The sequence below is a fragment of the Cupriavidus sp. 86D6 genome (assembly GCF_057815095.1).
This window is the reverse complement of sequence record NZ_JBYPSB010000001.1, coordinates 1-19,617: the sequence shown is the minus strand read 5'-3', so window position 1 is coordinate 19,617 and position 19,617 is coordinate 1. Positions and strand designations below refer to the sequence as shown.

Sequence of the window (19,617 nt, the reverse complement as noted above, 5' to 3'; positions counted from 1 at the left end):
TCACGGCGGTTCGGCATTGTTCCTTTCTTCAAGGCGCCTTCGGGCGCCTTTTTTGCGTCTGGCGGGCGCCTTTTCCCTTCCGCCGGCACAAATGTCTCAACGGGTTTCACCTCATCCGCGAAGTGGCGCAGACCCGACTAGAATGGCCTGCAGACCGGAACACCCGGCCGCCTCACCTGGAGACATTGCCATGCATCCACCTCGCCGGCGCACCCTCGCCCTGCTCCTGTCGGTTGCCCTGGGCCCGCTGGCCGCGGCCCCGGCGCTCGCCAACGAACCTACCCGACCCGGCCGATCCGGCTGGTCGTGCCCTTCCCGGCCGGCGGCACCACGGACATCATGGCGCGCGCGGTGTCGGCAGAGCTGTCGAAGCTGCCGGGCTGGAACGTGGTGGTCGACAACAAACCCGGCGCGGGCGGCAATATCGGCTCGGACATCGTGGCCAAGTCGGCCCCCGACGGCTACACGCTGCTGATGGGTACGGTCGGCACGCACGGCATCAATCAGTCGCTCTACGGCAAGCTGCCGTTCGACCCGATCAAGGACTTCGCGCCGATCACGCTGGTGGCCGCGGTGCCCAACGTGCTGGTGGTCAATCCCGCCTTCGCCCAGCAGAACAAGATCCAAAGCGTCAACGACCTGATCGCCTACGCGCGCGCCAATCCGGGCAAGCTCAACATGGCGTCGAGCGGCAATGGCACGTCGATCCACCTGGCCGGCGAGCTGTTCAAGACGCAGACCAAGACCTTCATGGTCCATTTTCCGTACCGCGGCAGCGGCCCGGCCCTGACCGACCTGTCCGGCGGCACCATGCAGGTGATGTTCGACAACCTGCCGTCGTCGATGCAGCTGATCAAGTCGGGCAAGCTCAAGGCGCTGGCCGTGACCAGTGCCAAGCCGTCGCCGGCCCTGCCCGGCGTGCCCACCGTGGCGCAGGCGGCCAACCTGCCGGGCTTCGAGGCCAGCTCGTGGTTTGGCCTGCTGGCGCCGGCCGGGACGCCGCCGGAGATCATCCATCGCATCCAGCAGGAAGTGGCCAGGAGTCTGAACATGCCGGCCGTGCGTGAACGGCTGGTGGCCCAGGGCGCCGATCCGGTGGGCAACACGCCCGAGCAGTTCGCCGCGCTGATCCGCTCCGAGACCACCAAGTGGGCCAAGGTCGTCAAGGATTCGGGCGCCAAGGTGGATTGACGTCTCCAGCCACCGGCATGGCGGCGATACGGGGAACGCCGGGCAGCGCATATACTTGAGGCATCAAATGTTCATGCTGCCCGAATCCCGATGCCTAATCCTTCCGTCGCCAGCAGCGCCGCCGATGACACCCCGGTCGATCTGGAAACCAGCGCCGGCGAATCGGACCACGAGGCGCTGCGGCTCTGGCTGCGCCTGCTGACCTGTACCACGCTGATCGAGGGCGACATCCGCTCGCGCCTGCGCCAGGACTTTGCGGTCACGCTGCCGCGCTTCGACCTGATGTCGCAACTCGACCGCCATCCCGAAGGGCTCAAGATGGGCGAGCTATCGCGCCGCATGATGGTGACTGGCGGCAATGTCACGGGCATCACCGACCAGCTGCAGCAGGAAGGCCTGGTCACGCGCGAGGCGCTGCCCACGGACCGCCGGGCCTATCTGATCCGCTTGACGCCGGCCGGGCGCGAGGCGTTCTCGCGCATGGCACGCGCGCACGAGACCTGGGTGGAACAATTGTTCTCGGGCCTTGCCGAAACCGATCGGCGCGCCCTCTTCCGACTGCTGGGCCGCCTCAAGTCCAGCCTGACGAGCACGCCATGACCCGAACCGCCATTTCCGTATTTCGCTGGATGCCCACGCTGTGCGCGGCCGCGCTGGCCGCGCTGGCCGCGGGCTGCAGCAGCGCACCGTCCGGCCCGCAGGTCACGCCGGTCAATGCCACGATCAAGCTCGGCCGTGTGACCGAAAAGACCTTCCTGTCGCGCGTGGAGGTGCCGCAAGGCGGCGGCTACGGCGGCTACGGGATGGGGGTTGGCGGTGTGGCCGCTGGTGGCGGAGGCGGAGGCGGTGGTGTGGGGGTGGGTTTCTCGGTCGATCTGACGCGGCTGCTGAATCCGCCGCCGCCGCCCATGCTGATGGATCTGTACCAGTACAAGGTCCGGACCACCGACGGCATGGTGGCCCAGGTGAACGGGCCGGCCGCGCCGGGGCTTGAACCCGGCACATGCGTGCGGTTGATCTATCCCGATGGATCGACCCAGCCCCAGATGGCGCCGTCGAACGAATGCTGACGACGGCCGCCCTGCCCGTTCAGGCGGCCTTGCGGCTGTCGCGCAGTTCGCGCCGCAGGATCTTGCCGACGTTCGTTTTCGGCAGCTCGGTGCGGAATTCGACGTACTTCGGCCGCTTGTAGCCGGTCAGGCGGTCCTTGCAGAAAGCGATCACGTCGGCTTCCGACAGCGCCGGGTCCTTCTTGACCACGAACAGCTTCACCACCTCGCCCGAGTGCTGGTCGGGCACGCCAACCGCCGCCACTTCGAGCACGCCCGGGCATTCGGCAACCACGCCTTCCACCTCGTTCGGATACACGTTGAAGCCCGACACCAGGATCATGTCCTTCTTGCGATCGACGATCTTCGTGTAGCCGCGCTCGTCCATCACGCCGATGTCGCCGGTCTTGAAGAAGCCATCCGGGGTCATGACCTTGGCGGTCTCGTCGGGGCGGTTCCAGTAGCCGGCCATCACCTGCGGGCCGCGCAGGCAGATTTCGCCCGGCTGGCCCAGCGGCAGTTCGTTGCCGTCGTCGTCGCGGATCGACACTTCCGTGGAAGGCAGCGGCAGGCCGATGGTGCCCGAGAACGCGTCGGAATCGGTCGGATTGCAGGTGGCCGACGGCGAGGTTTCCGACAGACCGTAGCCCTCGATGATCGGGCAGCCCGTCTTGGCCAGCCAGTTCTTGGCCACCGCTTCCTGCACGGCCATGCCGCCGCCGTTGGCCACGCGCAGGCCCGAGCAGTCCACCTTGGCAAAGTCGGGATGGTTCAGCAGCGCGTTGTACAGCGTGTTCACGGCCGGGAACATATGGAACTTGTACTTCTGCAGTTCCTTGATAAAGCCCGGGATGTCGCGCGGATTCGGAATCAGGATGCTCAGGCCGCCGCTGCGCATGCCCAGCAGGCAGCAGACCGTCAGCGCGAAGATGTGGTACAGCGGCAGCGCGGTGATCGTCACCACCTGGTCGATATGGGCGCCCTTGGCCAGCGCCGGCTGCATCCACGCCTCGGACTGCAGCACGTTGGCCACGATATTCCGGTGCAGCAGCGTGGCGCCCTTCGACACCCCCGTGGTGCCGCCCGTGTACTGCAGGAACGCGATGTCGTCCGGGCCCGTGCTGACGGGCTTCAGTTCCATCTTGCGCCCTTCGGCCAGCACGTCGTTGAAGCGCACGCAGTTGGGCAGTTCCCAGGCCGGCACCATCTTCTTGACGTTGCGCACCACGAAATTGACGATGGCGCCCTTCAGGCCGCCGAGCATGTCGCCCATGCTGGCCACCACCACGTGCTTGACCGGCGTGGCCGGCAGCACGGCCTGCAGCGTGGCGGCGAAATTCTCAAGGATGACGATCGCTTCTGCGCCGCTGTCCTTGAGCTGGTGCTCCAGTTCGCGCGGCGTGTACAGCGGATTCACGTTGACCACCACGTAGCCGGCACGCAGCACGGCGGCCAGCACCACCGGATACTGCAGCACGTTCGGCATCATGATGGCCACGCGGGCGCCCGGGCGCAGGCCGCGCGACTGCAGCCAGGCCGCGAACTGGCGCGACAACTGGTCCAGTTCGCCATAGGTGATGGCGCGGTCCATGCAGATGAACGCGCGGCGGTCGGCGTAGGTACGGAACGAATGCTCGAGCAACTGGGCCAGCGAACGGAACTGGCTGGCGTCGATCTCTGCCGGTACGCCTGCCGGATAGTGTTTCAGCCACAGCTTTTCCATACCGTCTCCTGAATTTCTGAATGGTCGTTCGATTTTTGGGGAATGCTAAACGCGTGCCCCATGTGAAGACAACCCGTTAGACGAAGTCCTCCACGAATTGGACCGTCGAAATGGTGAATTATCCGCCACCCATCGGTGAGATCGAGGGAATACCCTGATGAAAACGGCGGAGAAAGCCGCAATCCCTGCCGCCGATCAAGCCGGCGGCAGCACCAGCTTCATCATGTTCTGCGCCAGCTCATGCGCCAGCGCCTCGGGGTCCATGCGTCCCGGTTCATGCCAGGTGTACATGAAGCCGATCACACCCCCCATGGAATGGGCCGTCACCCGCGCATCGCCGAATGCGAACACGCCTGCGGCGCGCCCTTCCTCCAGCAGCACGTACAGGTCGCGGTAGAACTCGCGCGCCATGCTGTTGAGCCACGCGACCGTATCGCTCTTCAGGTACTGGTTGTCACGGAAACTCAGCGCCGCCGCCACATGGCACCTGACGCAGCGGCGCGCCATTTCCAGCAGGCAGGCATGCAGGCGTTCGCGCACCGGCAGCGCCGGGTTGGCCGTTTCCCGAATCACTGGCAGGCAGGTCTGCGCCGATTCGCGGCACAGGATGTCGAAGATTTCGTACTTGTCGGCGAAATAGTAGTAGACCGCCGGCTTGGTCACGCCCAGGGCCCGGCACAGGTCGTTCATCGTCATGCCCGGATAGCCTTTCGTGTAGAAAAGCTGCGCGGCCGTATCCAGGATCTGGCGGCGGCGCATTTCCTGGCGCTCGGCCACGTGCGAGCGGGCGGGGCCGTCGTCGCTCAGTGTGGCGGCGGCGGTGGCGCGCGGCAGATTGCCGGGTTTCTTGGGGGCATGAGACATGGCCGCCATTTTCGCATGCGGGGCGTGCGTCACCATCGGGAAACTCCCGCGTCAGGGTTTTGGCGTATCGGCCACGGCCCCCGTGGTGCCACGGGCCGTCAGCGGCGTGACGTCGGTGGCCGGCGGCGCCAGCCTGCGCAACGCCGCGTCGCGTTCGGCCGGCGGCAGATCGCCGATCTTGCGCGCGGCGGCATAGAAGCGTTCCCAGTCGCCGCCGCACTGCGCCAGCAGCGCCGTGAAGGCCGGCACCCATTGCTGGTACGTGGCCACGGCGGCCAGGTGGGCGTTGGTCAGCGGCTGGTCGAACCAGCGGTCGTAGCCGGTATAGCCGGCCCATTCGACCTTCAGCGCGGCGTACTCCTGTCGCAGTTCGTCGAAGATGCGCGCCTTGCCCTGGCGCTTGGCTTCGTCGGTCAGCGGTGACTTGTACAGCGCCACCAGCTTGTCGCGCGTGCCGAGCAGCATCGCCCGGAACTGGCGGCGCCGGCCGTCATAGATCTTGTAGCTGGCGCGCGCGTCGGCCGAACCCTCCTGCGCCAGCCAGTGCTCCACGCCGGCCACCTCCACGGCGGTGGCAAACGACTCGTTGAACGCGGTGTCGTTGCGCACGTACACCACCTGGTGCGCCAGTTCGTGGAAGATCAGCCGGGCCAGTTCGCCCTCGGGCTGGTAGACGAAGGTATTGAGTAGGGGATCGTCGAAATAACCGAGCGTGGAATAGGCCGGGATGCCCGCCACGTAGGTTTCGAAGCCGTCGCGGCGCAGCCCCTTGGCATAGTGATCGGCATCGTCCTGGCTGTAGTAGCCGCGATAGGTAATGCAGCCGACGATCGGGAAGCACCACTTGCGCAGGTCCAGCGACAGTTCGGGCGTGGCGAACACGCTCCACACCACATAGGGCCGGTGCAAATTGGCGTAACGGCGATAACTGCCGTTGTCGGGAAGTTTCAGTTCGCGCGATGCGTAGTCGCGGATGCGGCGCGCCAGTTCCAGCCGCTGCGCCAGCTTCCGGTCGTTGGCGCCGTTGGCCGTGGCGATGGCGTCGTCCAGCGACTGCGCCGAAGCCATCACGCCCAGGTGTCCGCCGATCGACTGATAGTAATAGCCGACCGTGTCGCAGCCGGCCGCCAGCGTCGCACCAGCGAGTATCGCGAGGATACCCGCCAGGCGCCGGCGGGCCGGCCACCGTTTCATGATGCCAGGGCCTCGGTCCGCACCGCCTCCACTTCCACGAGGCAGTCATAGAACACCGGCGCGCGGCCCAGGTCGGTCAGCTGCTGGCTGGTCAGTTCGTTGGCGTTCTTGCCATCGGGGGCCAGCTTCTTCCACCAGATCGACAGGCCCACCACCAGCCCCTGCCTGGCGCGATCGGTCACGCGGGCACGCGCCTGCATGCTGCCGCGGTCGTTGTAGACGCGCACCATATCGCCGTGGGCGATGTTGCGCGCGGCGGCGTCCACCGGATGGATGTCCAGATGGGGCTCGCCTTCGGTGCTGCGCAGGCTGTCCACATTGACGAACGTGCTGTTCAGGAAATTGCGCGCCGGCGGGGAGATCATCGACAGCGGATACCGTGCCGCCAGTTCCGGCGCCGACGACGGCGTCTCGTACGGCGCCACATGGGCCGGCAGCGGGTCGAGCCCGTCGCGCGCCATGGCTACCGAATAGAACTCGCACTTTCCCGAAGCCGTCGGGAAGCCGCCGTCGGCGAACGGCGCCGCGTCGATATTGAGCCGCTGCCAGCCGCGCGCCTTCAGCGTGTCCCAACTGATGCCCTCGGCGCGCTTGTCGTCGCGCAGGATGGCCTGGCTGGCGATTTCCTCGTCGGTATCGGCAAAGCACGGCTCGGCAAACCCCATGCGCGCGGCCAGCCGACGGAAGATCTCGGTGTTCGGCAGCGCCTGGCCCAGCGGGGCCACGGCCTGGTTGTTGGCCATGAAGTAGACGTGGCCGTAGGTCTTGTGGACGTCCACGTGTTCCAGCTGCGTGGTGGCCGGCAACACGATATCGGCATAGTCGGCCGTATCGGTGCGGAAGTGTTCCAGCACCACCGTGAACAGGTCCTCGCGCGCAAACCCCTGCGCCACCTTGGCCGACTCGGGCGCCACCGCCACCGGATTGCTGTTGTAGACGACCACGGCTTCGATCTTCGGGCCGTTGCCGCGCGTGCCGTCGTCCAGCAGCGCATCGCCGATCGTGCTCATGTTCACGGTGCGCGGCAGTTCGGGCCACTTGGGCAGCAGGTCGGGGCGCTGCAGCGACGCCGTATCGACCGGGAAGAAACCCGACGTGGACAGCTGCAGGCCGCCCGCCGGCTGGCGCCAGGCGCCTACCAGCGACGGCAGGCAGGCCACGGCGCGTACCGCCTGGCCGCCGCCGCGCACGCGCTGCATGCCGTAGTTCAGGCGGATGGCCACGGGCTGGCGTTCCTTGACCGCCAGCTGGCCGTACAGGCCAGCCAGCCATTCGATATCCTCCACGGGCACGCCGCAGATGTCGGCCGCCCGGGCCGGCGGATAGTCCATCGCCCGCTCGCGCAGCGCGTCGAAACCGACCGTGTGCTGCGCGATGTAGTCGTGGTCCAGCAGGCCGTCCCGGATCAGGATGTGGATCATCGCCAGCGCCAGTGCGCCGTCGGTGCCCGGCATCGGCGCGATATGGCGATGGCACTTCTCGGCCGTCAGCGATCGGTACGGGTCGATCGCCACCAGCGTGGCGCCGCGGCGCTTGGCTTCCTGCGCGCGGGTCCAGAAATGCAGGTTCGACGCAATCGGATTGCCGCCCCAGATGACCACCAGCTTCGCATCGACCACGTGCTCCATGTCCATGCCGACGCTGGCGCCATAGGTGTAGCGCAGCGCCGTGGCGCCGGCACTGGCACAGATCGTGCGATCCAGCAGCGACGCCCCGAGCTTGTGAAAGAACCGCGCGGCCATGCTTTCGCCCTGCACCAGGCCCATCGTGCCCGCGTAGCTGTACGGGACGATGGCCCCGGGGTTGCGTGCGGCGATGGCGCCCAGCCGCGTGGCGATCTCGTCGAGCGCGGTTTCCCAGGAGATCGGCTCGAACTTGCCCTCGCCCTTCCTGCCCACGCGGCGCAGCGGCGTCAGCAGGCGGTCGGCGTGGTACGTGCGTTCGGTGTAGCGCGACACCTTGGTGCAGAGCACCCCGCCCGTGGTGGGATGGTCTGGATCGCCGGCCACCTTGGTGGCGCGGCCGTCCTCGACGGTGACGAGCAGCGCACAGGTGTCGGGACAATCATGGGGGCAGGCGGCGCGGACGATGCGGGTGGCCATGGTGGGCTCGGGCAGACAGATACGGCGGGTGGGGGCGCCCGGTCCGGGCATTCGGCGGGCCGACGGCGTGGCGTTTGTCAACGGCGTGACTGTGGCGCAGTGGCGTCGGCCAAACATTGCTGACCGGGAGAAATTGTTTGGCTCCGATTGTATTCGATTATGATGTGCCGGCGCAGTCCGGCCAAGGCCGGCAACTGTCCGGCCCAGCAGGGCCGGGAGCCGTACCGGCACAAGATCCGGACGGCATCCGCGGGGTCCGAAAGCAGCAAAGACGCAACGAAGAACGTTTTACGGATTTTTGACGGGGATTCACATGGGTTTCACTTCTGGGGTCAAGCGCCGGCAGTTCGCCGGCCTGATGATGGCGGCCGCGCTCGCGGCCAGCGGCGTACCAGGCGCCGCGTTTGCCGCCAACACCGCGCCCGCCGAGGCTGGCGTGTCCGCCGATACGATCCTGCTGGGACAATCGGCCGCGCTGACCGGCCCCACGGCCGTGCTGGGCAAGCAGATGAACGCCGGCGCGCGCCTTTACTTCGACTACATCAACAGCCATGGCGGCGTGTTCGGCCGCAAGATCGAACTCAAGGCGCTGGACGATGCCTACGAGCCCGACGAGGCCGTCAAGAACACGAAGAAGCTGATCGAGGAAGACCGCGTCTTTGCGCTGTTCGGCTATGTGGGCACGCCCACCAGCCAGGCCGCGCTGCCGCTGGTCAGCCAGGCGCGCATTCCGTTCTTCGCCCCGTTCAGCGGCGCACAGACGCTGCGCGACGGGTCCAACCGCTACGTCTTCCACGTGCGCGCGGGCTACGAGGAAGAAACCGCCGCCATCGTGCGCCAGATCCGCACCACCGGCCTGAAGCGCATTGCCGTGGTCTACAACGACGACGGCTACGGCAAGGCCGGCCTGGCGGGCATCGAGCACGCCATCAAGGCGCTGCCGGCCGACAGCGGCGTGAAGCTGGTGGCGCAGTCCAGCGTGGTCCGCAACACGGTGGAAATCGGCGATGCGATGCAGGAGGCCATGAAGGCCAAGCCCGATGCCGTGGTGCTGATCAGCGCCTATCGCACGGCCGGCGCCTTCGTGAAGGAGGCCCTGCGCCGCAGCTACAGCGGACAGTTCTACAACGTGTCGTTCGTGGGCACCCAGGCGCTGGCCAGGGAAGTGGGCCCGCAGGGCAGCGGCGTGATCATCTCGCAGGTGATGCCGCATCCGGGCAATGCCACGCTGCCGGTGGTGCGCGAATACCTGCGCCTGCTGCAGGCGGCCGGCAAGCAGAACGACTTCGACTACGCCAGTATCGAAGGCTTCATCGCCGCCAAGGCATTCGTGGAAGGCCTGCGCCGCGCCGGCAAGGACCTGACGCGCGAACGCTTCGTGATGGCGCTGGAGAGCATGCGCAACGTGGACCTGGGCGGATTCATCGTCCAGTTCGGCCCGGACAACCACGTGGGCTCGAAATTCGTCGAAATGACGATCATCAATTCGCGGGGGGTGGTGATTCGCTGAGGGGTGTGGTGCCACGATTTTCTCCCCTCTCCCGCGCTGCGGGAGAGGGGCGGGGGAGAGGGCCGCGCCGATCAAGATGCGATAGCGGCAAATTGACCGCCATGCCCTCTCCCCAACCCCTCTCCCATTGCATGGGAGAGGGGAGTGAGCTCCGGTCAAGGGTTTCGATTGGACCCCCCCTCGCTCATCCCATGTCATTCAGGTGACATGCCGACCACCGTAGCGGCGCGATCTCCTTGAGCGCGGGCTGTTCCGCCTTGCAGCGCGGCATCGCGTGCGGGCAGCGCGGGTGGAAGTGACAGCCCATCGGCGGATTGAGCGGCGACGGGATTTCGCCCCGGATCGCCACATACGTCTTCTTGCCCACCTCCAGCTTCGGCGCCTCGGCCAGCAGTGCCTGGGTGTACGGATGGTTCGGCGACGCGAACACTTCCTCGGTCGGCGCCGATTCCACCACACGCCCCAGGTACATGATCACCACGCGGTCGCTGATGTGCTTGACCACCCCCAGGTCGTGGCTGATGAACAGGTAGGTCAGGTTCAGGTCTTCGCGCAGGCGGATGAACAGGTTCAGCACCTGGGCCTGGATCGACACGTCCAGCGCCGCCACGGACTCATCGCAGACCAGGAATTCCGGCTTCACGGCCAGGGCCCGGGCAATGCCGATGCGTGCCCGCTGGCCCCCCGAGAACTGGTGCGGAAAACGGCGCAGCACCGTGGGGTCCATGCCCACGCGCACGAGCATGTCTTCCACATAAGCCTTCTGCGCGCCCTTTTCGACCATGCCATGCACGACCGGCGCCTCGCCGACGATGTCGAGCACGCGCAGGCGCGGGTTCAGCGACGCGTACGGGTCCTGGAAGATCATCTGGATGGCCAGCTGCTTCTCGCGCCGCTTGTCGGGCGGCAGGCGGTCCAGGTCGGTGCCGCGCCAGAGCCGCTCGCCTTCGGTCAGCGAATGCAGGCCCACGGCCATGCGGCCCAGCGTGGACTTGCCGCAGCCCGACTCGCCGACCAGCCCCACGACCTCGCCGGTGCGGATGGCCAGGTCCACCCTGTCAACGGCATGCACCACTTCCATCTTCTGCTTTGCGCCAAACACATTGGCGACCCGGGCGGCAACGTCCAGCGACTTGACGAATCGCTTGGACACCCCGCGCAGTTCCAGCAGCGGCGCCGGCGGCGTGGCGGCGTCGGGCGACGCGTCCACGGCGGCGGCCTTCGGGGTTTCGATCACGGGCGTACTCATGCGGCCTCCTGCTGGGCATGCACCGGGTGGAAGCAGCGCAACTGCCGGCCATCTGGCGAAACGGCCAGCGGCGGATCGCTCTTGCACACGTCGGTGGCGTACGGGCAGCGGTTGCGGAACGAGCAGCCGCCGGGCAGGTTCAGCAGCGACGGCGTCATGCCAGGGATCTGCCGCAGCGGCGCACCGCGCGGATTGCGCGACGGCGCCGAGCTGATCAGTCCGTGCGTATAGGGATGATGGGGCTGCTCCAGCACCTGGCGCACATCGCCCGATTCGACGATCTTGCCCGCGTACATCACGCAGACCTTGTCGGCCAGGCCGGCCACCACCGACAGGTCATGGGTAATCCAGATCAGCGCCGTGCCCGATTCGCGGCACAGCGTCTGCATTTCATAGAGGATCTGGCCCTGGATGGTCACGTCCAGCGCCGTGGTCGGCTCGTCGGCGATGATCAGGTCGGGCTTGTTCAGCAGCGCGATGGCAATGGCCACGCGCTGGCGCATGCCGCCCGAGAACTGGTGCGGATAGGCCTGCAGGCGCTCGTCCGGCGACGGGATGCCCACGCGCGCCAGCGCATTGCGGGCCCGCTCGCGGGCGGCGGCCTTGCTGACGTCGTCGTGCGCGCGCACGGCCTCGATCATCTGCGTGTCGATGCGCAGGACCGGGTTCAGCGTCATCATCGGGTCCTGGAAGATCATGGCGATGCGGTTGCCGCGCACGTCGCGCTGCTGGGCCGGGGTGAGCGCGCGCAGGTCGCGCGTCACGCCGTCGCGGCTGGTCAGGGCGATGCGGCCGTCCACGACCCGGCCGGGCGGATCGATCAAGCCCATGATCGAATAGCCGGTCATCGACTTGCCGGAGCCCGACTCACCGACCAGGCCCATGATTTCGCCACGGCCCACCGAGAACGACACATCGTCCACGGCCCTGGCCACGCCGGCGCGGGTGAAGAACTGCGTTTTTAGATTTTCTACGACCAGGGTTGGCTGGGTCATTTCGGCGCTCCTGGCGTCTTACTGCGTCTGCAGGCGGGGGTTCAGTACGTCGCGCAACTGGTCGGCCACCAGGTTCATCGACACGATGGTGACGACCAGCGCGATGCCGGGGAAGAAGCTGATCCAGTACTTGCCGGACAGCATGTATTGCTGTCCGTTGGCGATCAGCATGCCCAGCGACGGCTCCGTGACCGGCACGCCCAGCCCCAGGAACGACAGCGTGGCTTCCAGCGTGATGGCCGATGCCACCTGCAGCGCGGCGATCACGATCAGCGGCGGCAGGCAGTTCGGCAGCAGGTGCCGGAACATGATGCGCTGCGGCGGCAGCCCCAGGCAGGTGGCCGCCTCGATGTATTCCTTGCGGCGCTCCACCAGCGCCGCGCTGCGCGTGGTGCGGGCATAGTAGGCCCACTGCACCGCCACCAGCGCGATCACGATATTGCCGATGCCGGGTCGTAGAAACGCCAGAAGGATCAGTGCCAGCAGGATCGGCGGGAACGACAGCTGCAGGTCGGCCACGCGCATGATGAATGCCTCGGTGCGCCCGCCGAGAAAGCCGGCCAGCAGCCCCAGCGTGGCGCCCAGCAGCAGGGCAATCACCGTGCTGACCACGCCCACGCCCACGCTGATGCGCAGGCCGTACATCACGGCCGACAGCATGTCGCGGCCCTGCTCGTCGGAGCCCATGATGAACGTCATGCCGCTGCCGGCCTGCTCGCCCGGCGCCAGGCGCGCGTCGAGCACGTCCAGGGTGGCCAGGTCATAAGGATTCTGCGGGGCCAGCAGCGGCGCGAAGATCGCGATCAGGATGATCAGCAGCAGCGTCACCAGCCCCAGCACCGCGAGCTTGCTTTCGAAGAACTGCCGCGCGAAGCGGCGCAACGGGGTCTGTTCCCTGGCCGCCGGCGTCGGCTGGGCCGGGGCTTGCTGAGGGACGGTCGATGTGCTCATGGCTCAGCCCTTGTTGTCGGCAATGCGCACGCGCGGATCGAGCATGCTGTAGACGATATCCACCACCAGGTTGATCAGGATGAACAGCGTCACGATCACCATCAGGTAGGCGACGATCACCGGGCGGTCCAGCAACTGGATCGAATCGATAATCAGCTTGCCCATGCCGGGCCACGCGAAGATCGACTCGGTCACGATCGCGAACGCGATGATCGAGCCGAACTGCAGCGCGATCACGGTGACGATCGGGATCAGAATATTCTTAAGAACGTGGACACCGACGATGCGCGTATTGGACAACCCCTTGGCACGCGCGAACTTCACGTAATCCTGCAGCATCGCCTCCTGCGTGCCGGCACGCGTGAGCCGGATCACCATGGCGATGTTCAGCAGCGACAACGTCACGGCGGGCAGGATCAGGTGCCGGATGCCGTCCCCGGTCAGGAAGCTCAGCGGCACGCCCAGCACGCTGACGGTCTCCCCCCGGCCGTTCGACGGCAGCCAGCCCAGCTGCACGGCGAACACCATGATCAGCATCAGCCCGACCCAGAACGTGGGCAGCGAGAAGCCCAGGATCGACACCGTCATGATGGTCTTGCCGGCCACGCCGTTCGGCCGCAGCCCCGCCCACAGGCCCAGCGGGATGCCCAGCACGATGGCCAGCAGGATGGCGCACACCGCCAGCTCCATCGTGGCCGGCATGCGTTCGAAGATCAGCTTCAGCGCCGGGGTGCCATGCGCGAACGAGGTGCCCAGATTTCCGTGCAGCGCGTTCTGCAGGAAGATCCAGTATTGCTCCCAGAGTGGCTTGTCGAGGCCAAGCGCGGCGATGGTGCGTTTGATGTCTTCCTGGTCGGCCTGCGGGCTGATCAGGATGTCGATCGGGTTGCCGATCGCAAAAACGCCAAGAAACACGAGCAACGACATGACCAGCAGCACAACCACGCTCTGCATCAGTCGCCGGATGATGAAGACCAGCATTTTCCAGACGCCTATCCTTTCGCCGGCGCGCGGTGGCGCACTGCCGGCGGGTTCGCGGCCCACGGGGAAAATCGTGGGAACATCGCCCCGGCTTCTCGTGGAAGACCGGGGCCGCGATCATACCGGAGCCGCCAGCCGCTGGCGGCGCCGTCCTGCCCTGCTGGCTTACTGGGCAGGCTTGAACAGGTGCGCGTAGGTACGTTCGTCGGTACGCGGCACATACGTGATGCCCTTCTGCGTGGCCCACGTGGTCACCTGATGGTGGATCGGGATGATGCCACCATCAAGAATGGCGATGGCCGTAGCTTCCTGCAGCAGCTTGGACCGCTCGTTGTCATCCACGGTGGCCAGCGCCTTTTCCAGCACCGCATCCATCTTCGGATTGCAGTACTCGCCCCAGTTCGTGGTGCCGAAGCCCTTCTTCGAGTCTTCACACGCGAGCAGCGCGCGCAGCGGCGAGCTGACCTCGCCGGTCTGGGCGCCCCAGCCCACCAGGCCGAACGACCATTCGCGCTTGATCGCCTTCGACGAGTACGTGGCCATCGGCATGCCTTCCACCTTGGTATTGATGCCGATGCGGGTCAGGTTCTGCGCGATGGTCTGCGCAATCTTCTCGTCGTTGACGTAACGGTTGTTCGGCGTATGCAGCGTCAGCCCGAAGCCGTTCGGATAACCGGCGTCGGCCAGCATCTTCCTGGCCGCTTCCGGATCGTATTTCACGGTCTTCAGCGCCGGGTTGTGGCCGAACAGCGTGGGCGGCACCAGGTTGTTGGTCGGCTCGGACAGGCCTTCCATCAGGCGGTCCTTGATGCCCTGGCGGTTGATGGCCGTGCTGATGGCGATGCGCACGCGCGCGTCCTTCAGCGGGTTCTTGTCCATCGGCTGGCCGTCCTTGGTCGTCACGAACGGCGACTTGTCGCGCTTGACGTCGAAGTACAGGTAGATCACGCGGTGCGAGATCTTCGAGAAGAACGACAGCTTGGGATCGCTTCGCACCTTCGGCAGGTCGGGCGTGGGCACGTTCTCGATGGCCTGCACGTCGCCCGACAGCAGCGCGGCCAGGCGCGTGGCCGGGTTGGGGATGAAGCGCAGCGTCACCTTGTCCCAGGCCGGCTTGGCTCCCCAGTAGTCGGGGTTCTTCACCAGTTCCACCCGGTCGTCGCGCGCATAGCTGACGAACTTGAACGGCCCGGTGCCCACCATGCCCTTGCCCTGTGCAAAGTCGTCGGAAGACAGGCCCTGCGTGGCCTTCTTCTGGACCATGAACACCGATGTCAGGTCGTTGAGCATCAGCGGGTACGGCTGGTTGGTGGTCACCTGGATCGTGTACTTGTCGATGATCTTCTTGTTGATGATCGCCTTGGTGTACACATCGAACTTGCCCGGGCTGTTGACGATGGTAGCCGGGCGGTCCAGCGACCACGCGATGTCTTCGGTGGTCAGTTCGGTGCCGTCATGCCATTTCACGCCCTTGCGGATCTTGAATTCCCACGTGAGGTTGTTGACCAGCTTCCACGATTCGGCCAGGCCCGGCACCACCTTGCTGTCGGGGTCGAGCTTGATCAGCGTCTCGAACACGTGCTCGGACACATTGATGTTCGAGAACAGGTTGTAGAAATGCGGATCCATTGAGGTCGGCGGCGAGCTCATGGCGATCTTGAGATCGACCGCCTGGGCCGGAGTGGCCAGGCCGAGCGCACCGGTCAGCAGGACAGTACCGACCGCCTTGCCGACAGCCTTCTTGACGTGACGAAGGAACATCGCACGATTCTCCCAGTGGGAAGTCTTGAAATGACGATAAGGATCGGTCGCGCGCGTCCCGAATGTCTCACGCAGGAGCGCCGCATTTTGGTGCGGCATTCCGCTGGGCAACGTGGCGCGCAACCGGCCGGGCAGTTCAAGCATGAACTGTTCCAGCAGTGCACGGCGTCCGCCATGCGGGGAAACCCACCCGCCCTGCAGCATCGCCCGTTGCTGCGCTGCGCCAGCATGGAGGCGGGCCGCAGGGCCGGTACCGCTGCCGGAGCCAATGTATGCCCGCCGGGGCTGGCCGCGCACCGATACGTGACCGGGCCGGCGGCAGGTGCCGGGAACGCCTTGTTTTGGCGCTTCTACGATAGGCGTCGTATGATCTGGGGTATCCAATTGCCCCATTTGCCCGGACCGGCATCATGAAGCTCATCCCCGAAATCCTGCAGGCGCAAGCCGAAATCCGCACCATTCGACGTGACATCCACGCGCATCCCGAACTGTGTTTCGAGGAACAGCGCACCGCCGACGTGGTGGCCAAGAACCTGGAATCCTGGGGCATCGAGGTCCACCGCGGCCTGGGCACCACCGGCCTGGTCGGCGTCATCCGCCATGGCAATAGCGCCAAAACCATCGGCCTGCGTGCCGACATGGATGCGCTGCCGCTGCAGGAAGCCAACACCTTCGGCCATCGCTCGCAACACGAAGGCAAGATGCACGCGTGCGGCCATGATGGCCATACGGCGATGCTGCTGGGCGCCGCGCGCTACCTGGCCGAGCATCGCAATTTCGACGGCACCGTGCACCTGATCTTCCAGCCGGCCGAAGAAGGCGGCGGCGGCGCGCGCGAGATGATCAAGGACGGCCTGTTCGAGCGTTTTCCGTGCGATGCCGTGTTCGGCATGCACAACTGGCCGGGCATGCCGGTCGGCTCGTTCGGCACCACGGCCGGCCCGCTGATGGCATCGAGCAACGAATTCAAGATCACCGTGCGCGGCAAGGGCGCGCATGCAGCCATGCCGCACAATGGCGCCGACCCGGTGTTCACGGGCGCCCAGATCGTAACGGCGCTGCAGGGCATCATCACGCGCAACAAGCGGCCGATCGACACCGCCGTGATCTCGGTGACGCAGTTCCACGGCGGCGACGCCACCAACATCGTGCCCAATGAAGTCTGGCTGGGCGGCACGGTGCGCACCTTCACCGTGGAAGTGCTCGATCTGATCGAACGGCGCATGGAAGAAGTGTCGCGCGCGGTGGCGCAGGCGTTCGATTGCACGATCGATTTCGAATTCCGCCGCAACTATCCACCCACCATCAACAGCGCGGCCGAAGCCGAGTTCGCGGTGGGCATCGCCAGCGAACTGGTGGGTGCCGACAACGTCGACGGCAACGTGGAACCGACCATGGGCGCCGAGGACTTTTCGTTCATGCTGCAGGAGAAGCCCGGCTGCTACCTGTTCATCGGCAACGGCGAGGGCTCGCACCGCGAGGCTGGCCACGGCATGGGCCCGTGCATGCTGCACAACCCCAGCTACGACTTCAACGACGAACTGCTGCCGGTGGGCTCCACGTTCTTCGTCAAGCTGGTGGAGAAATGGCTCGCGCCGGCCTGATCCGGCACTGATCGACGTTTCAGGCGACGTACGATGCCCCATACGCTGCTGGACGACGCCGTGGCGTCGCGATTTGCCCGGGTGGCGCTCGACAATATCGTGCGTCCGTATCCGCACAAGCTGGACCACCTGATGGTGGATGCGGGCGACCTGGCCGCGCCGGCGGTCAGCCACCCGGTCTTCTACGGTAGCTACGACTGGCATTCGTCGGTGCACATGCACTGGCTGCTGGTGCGGCTGCTGGCCTTGCGTCCGAACCTGCCCGATGCCGGCCGCATCCGCGAAACACTCGATGCCCAGTTCCGCCCGGAGGCCTTCGCCACGGAGCTGGCCTATTTCGAACGGCCCGCCTCCCGGACCTTCGAACGGCCTTATGGCTGGGCATGGGTGCTGCGGCTCCAGGCCGAGCTGGGCGCGCTGGGACTCAAAGACCCGCAGGCGGCCAGGTGGGCCGCCGCTTGCGCGCCGCTGGCCAACCATCTGGCCCAACGCCTGATGGACTACATCGACGTAGCCGATTTCCCGGTTCGCACCGGCACCCATTTCAATAGTGCGTTTGCGCTGGTGATGGCGCTGTTCTATGCGCGGCAGGACCAGCATCCGGCCCTGCGCAAATCGATCGTGCGTCGGGCGCATCGCTGGTTCGCGCATGACCTGCGCTATCCGGCCCGCTACGAGCCAGGCGGCGACGAATTCCTGTCAGGCGGCCTGATGGAGGCCGTGCTGATGCGGCAGGTCATGGATGACTGCGGCTTTGCGGAATGGTGGGACCTGTTTTCGCCGGGACAGGCCGAACTCGGAACCTGGCTGACCCCTGTGGCTGTCGCGGATCGGACCGATCCGAAGATGTCTCATCTGGACGGTCTGAATCTGTCGCGCGCCTGGTGCTGGCGGCTGCTGGGTCCGGCCTTGCCATCGCCTCTGCAGCCGCTGGCCGTGCGGGCCTGGTCCGATCATCTGGAAGTGTCCCTGCCGCAGGCCGTGGATGGCCACTACGTGGCGACGCACTGGCTTGCCTCGTTCGCGCTGCTGGCGCTGGAAGACCTGAGCGTCGGGTAGCGGCCGCCCGGGCGGGGCTCGGCGGGGCCCGGCGGGGTTCTGCCGGGTTCGCGGGCTTAGTCGAGCGCGATATCGCCGTACCAGGCTTCGGCGCGGCTCTTGGTGTTGTCGGTATCGGTCATCAGGCCGACCGCGAGGATCTTGCCGGGATCGGCGCCGAACGCCTTGCGGTAGTCGGCACGCAGGTCGCGTTCATGGCATCGCCATTCGTTGGTATGGCGCGTGCCCGAATCCACGATGATCATGCGAACGCGGTCCGTGTGGGGATTGTTCAGGACGCTGCCCACCGGACGCTTGCCGCCCCAGATGTACATCAACGTGGCATACGGCATTTCCCGACCCGTGGTAATGCGCGCCATTTCGTACATCAACTGGTCTTTCAGCGACAACGTGCTGCGATCCCCATCGAACGCGACGAAAATCCGCAATGGGGCATCCTCGCGATGGCTGACCGCGTTATCCGCGACACGAATCACATCCCGCGTCTTCCACATCCAGCGCAGCGTGCCAGGATCGCGCTGTTCAAGCGGGACGTACAGTCCCGACGCGGACCCGTCGGCCTCGGCATGCAGCACGGTGCGCTGGTCGACTTCGGCCAACGAATAACGGGTAGGCGTCTTGTTGCGATTGACCTTCCAGGGCTGCCAGCCTGTTGGGCTCGCCGTGGGGCCCGCAGGGGTGGCGAAGGCCGAGAATAGCGGCGGTTCTGCCAGCAACGGCAACGATGTGGCGTCGGATTCGGCCTCGCTGTCGCCGCCCGCGTCCGAATCGGCTGCGCCGCTCGCCGCCTGATTTGCCGCCCGATTCGCCTGCTCGAGCAGGTCGGCCGCCTGGCTTCGAACGGCAGCGTTCAACAAGCCTTTTTCCGCGAACGTCGCGCAATTTCCGTCCGAGACGGTGGCCAACCTTGATGGATCGGTCGGTGCGACCGTCGATGATGCACAACCGGCGAGCGCGAGCGCGCTCACCACACAAGCCAGTGCTGGCCGAAACTTCATGGCCACGATAACCCCCTGGACCCTGATAACCCGATACTTACCCGTTCGTCGAAATCCCAACCGCCTGGCTATTCGGCGCCGAGGCTTGGTATTGCAGACTGCTTCGTGCTGAATTTTTCAGCACTTGAAGGCAGACGATATCAGATGCATCGCGGACCCGGAATGCTCGGGTACCCTGAATACAACAGCCAACATGACGGGCTGTGCTTTTCGAATTTGTTCTATGGACAGTGGGCGCAGCCATGGCATGTGCGCCGGGGGCCAAGGGGGAATTTGCCTGCTTTGCGTTTCACGCCCGCCAAAGCAAAACCCCCAAGCTTTAAGGGCTTGGGGGTTCTGGGTATAAGAGCCTGGCGATGACCTACTTTCACACGGGTAGTCCGCAC

Annotated in this window: 15 protein-coding genes and 1 pseudogene; 6 read left to right on the top strand and 10 right to left on the bottom strand. The window is 66.0% G+C overall.

The genetic code is table 11. From position 1 onward, the window contains the following. The first annotated feature begins 190 nt into the window (after window positions 1-190). From AC3G88_RS00080 to AC3G88_RS00070, 3 genes and pseudogenes are all read left to right on the top strand, one after another. Window positions 191-1,191: pseudogene (locus AC3G88_RS00080) on the top strand (Bug family tripartite tricarboxylate transporter substrate binding protein). Between the two features lie 90 nt (window positions 1,192-1,281). After that, a complete protein-coding gene (locus AC3G88_RS00075) occupies window positions 1,282-1,791 on the top strand; it encodes a MarR family winged helix-turn-helix transcriptional regulator (RefSeq protein WP_488773585.1) in 510 nt (169 codons plus the stop codon). Further along, window positions 1,788-2,261 (top strand): hypothetical protein, encoded by a 474-nt coding sequence (locus AC3G88_RS00070; RefSeq protein WP_488892912.1) that lies wholly within the window; start codon window positions 1,788-1,790, stop codon window positions 2,259-2,261. Before AC3G88_RS00075 ends, AC3G88_RS00070 begins: the two co-directional genes overlap by 4 nt. Window positions 2,262-2,280: 19 nt before the next feature. On the opposite strand, the gene AC3G88_RS00065 is transcribed toward AC3G88_RS00070, so the two are convergent. The 4 genes from AC3G88_RS00065 to AC3G88_RS00050 form a co-directional block, all read right to left on the bottom strand. Further along, the gene (locus AC3G88_RS00065; protein ID WP_153947177.1) at window positions 2,281-3,963 is read right to left on the bottom strand and encodes a long-chain fatty acid--CoA ligase; all 1,683 of its coding nucleotides are present in this window, start codon (window positions 3,961-3,963) and stop codon (window positions 2,281-2,283) included. A gap of 195 nt (window positions 3,964-4,158) precedes the next feature. Next, window positions 4,159-4,827 (bottom strand): TetR/AcrR family transcriptional regulator, encoded by a 669-nt coding sequence (locus tag AC3G88_RS00060; protein WP_488773588.1) that lies wholly within the window; start codon window positions 4,825-4,827, stop codon window positions 4,159-4,161. Between the two features lie 51 nt (window positions 4,828-4,878). Continuing rightward, the gene (locus tag AC3G88_RS00055; protein ID WP_488892911.1) at window positions 4,879-6,021 is read right to left on the bottom strand and encodes an aminopeptidase; all 1,143 of its coding nucleotides are present in this window, start codon (window positions 6,019-6,021) and stop codon (window positions 4,879-4,881) included. Further along, entirely contained in the window at window positions 6,018-8,123 is a 2,106-nt protein-coding gene (locus tag AC3G88_RS00050) for a molybdopterin-containing oxidoreductase family protein (protein WP_488892910.1), read from the bottom strand. Before AC3G88_RS00050 ends, AC3G88_RS00055 begins: the two co-directional genes overlap by 4 nt. A 313-nt stretch (window positions 8,124-8,436) precedes the next feature. On the opposite strand from AC3G88_RS00050, the gene AC3G88_RS00045 reads away from it, so the two are divergent. Then, entirely contained in the window at window positions 8,437-9,633 is a 1,197-nt protein-coding gene (locus tag AC3G88_RS00045) for an ABC transporter substrate-binding protein (RefSeq protein WP_488773591.1), read from the top strand. A gap of 184 nt (window positions 9,634-9,817) precedes the next feature. On the opposite strand, the gene AC3G88_RS00040 is transcribed toward AC3G88_RS00045, so the two are convergent. The 5 genes from AC3G88_RS00040 to AC3G88_RS00020 all read right to left on the bottom strand — a co-directional run bounded on the left by AC3G88_RS00040 (window position 9,818) and on the right by AC3G88_RS00020 (window position 15,570). Further along, window positions 9,818-10,882, bottom strand: a complete 1,065-nt coding sequence (locus tag AC3G88_RS00040) for an ABC transporter ATP-binding protein (protein WP_488773592.1) — start codon at window positions 10,880-10,882, stop codon at window positions 9,818-9,820. Continuing rightward, window positions 10,879-11,877, bottom strand: coding sequence for an ABC transporter ATP-binding protein (locus tag AC3G88_RS00035; RefSeq protein ID WP_488773593.1), 999 nt, complete (start codon window positions 11,875-11,877; stop codon window positions 10,879-10,881). Before AC3G88_RS00035 ends, AC3G88_RS00040 begins: the two co-directional genes overlap by 4 nt. Before the next feature lie 18 nt (window positions 11,878-11,895). After that, the gene (locus AC3G88_RS00030) at window positions 11,896-12,828 is read right to left on the bottom strand and encodes an ABC transporter permease (protein WP_488892909.1); all 933 of its coding nucleotides are present in this window, start codon (window positions 12,826-12,828) and stop codon (window positions 11,896-11,898) included. Between the two features lie 3 nt (window positions 12,829-12,831). Beyond that, window positions 12,832-13,809: an ABC transporter permease gene (locus tag AC3G88_RS00025; RefSeq protein WP_153947169.1), complete on the bottom strand. Its 978-nt coding sequence runs from the start codon at window positions 13,807-13,809 to the stop codon at window positions 12,832-12,834. A 165-nt stretch (window positions 13,810-13,974) separates the two neighbouring features. Continuing rightward, window positions 13,975-15,570: an ABC transporter substrate-binding protein gene (locus AC3G88_RS00020; RefSeq protein ID WP_488892908.1), complete on the bottom strand. Its 1,596-nt coding sequence runs from the start codon at window positions 15,568-15,570 to the stop codon at window positions 13,975-13,977. 410 nt (window positions 15,571-15,980) lie between these two features. Between AC3G88_RS00020 and AC3G88_RS00015 the strand changes: the two genes are divergently transcribed. Together AC3G88_RS00015 and AC3G88_RS00010 are read left to right on the top strand one after the other, a co-directional pair. After that, window positions 15,981-17,174 carry a M20 aminoacylase family protein gene (locus AC3G88_RS00015; protein WP_488773596.1) on the top strand — a complete coding sequence of 398 codons (1,194 nt, stop codon included), beginning with the start codon at window positions 15,981-15,983 and terminating at the stop codon, window positions 17,172-17,174. Between the two features lie 33 nt (window positions 17,175-17,207). Further along, window positions 17,208-18,233 (top strand): DUF2891 domain-containing protein, encoded by a 1,026-nt coding sequence (locus AC3G88_RS00010; RefSeq protein ID WP_488892907.1) that lies wholly within the window; start codon window positions 17,208-17,210, stop codon window positions 18,231-18,233. 56 nt (window positions 18,234-18,289) lie between these two features. On the opposite strand, the gene AC3G88_RS00005 is transcribed toward AC3G88_RS00010, so the two are convergent. After that, window positions 18,290-19,240, bottom strand: coding sequence for a DUF3047 domain-containing protein (locus AC3G88_RS00005; RefSeq protein WP_488893145.1), 951 nt, complete (start codon window positions 19,238-19,240; stop codon window positions 18,290-18,292). Between the last annotated feature and the right edge of the window lie 377 nt (window positions 19,241-19,617).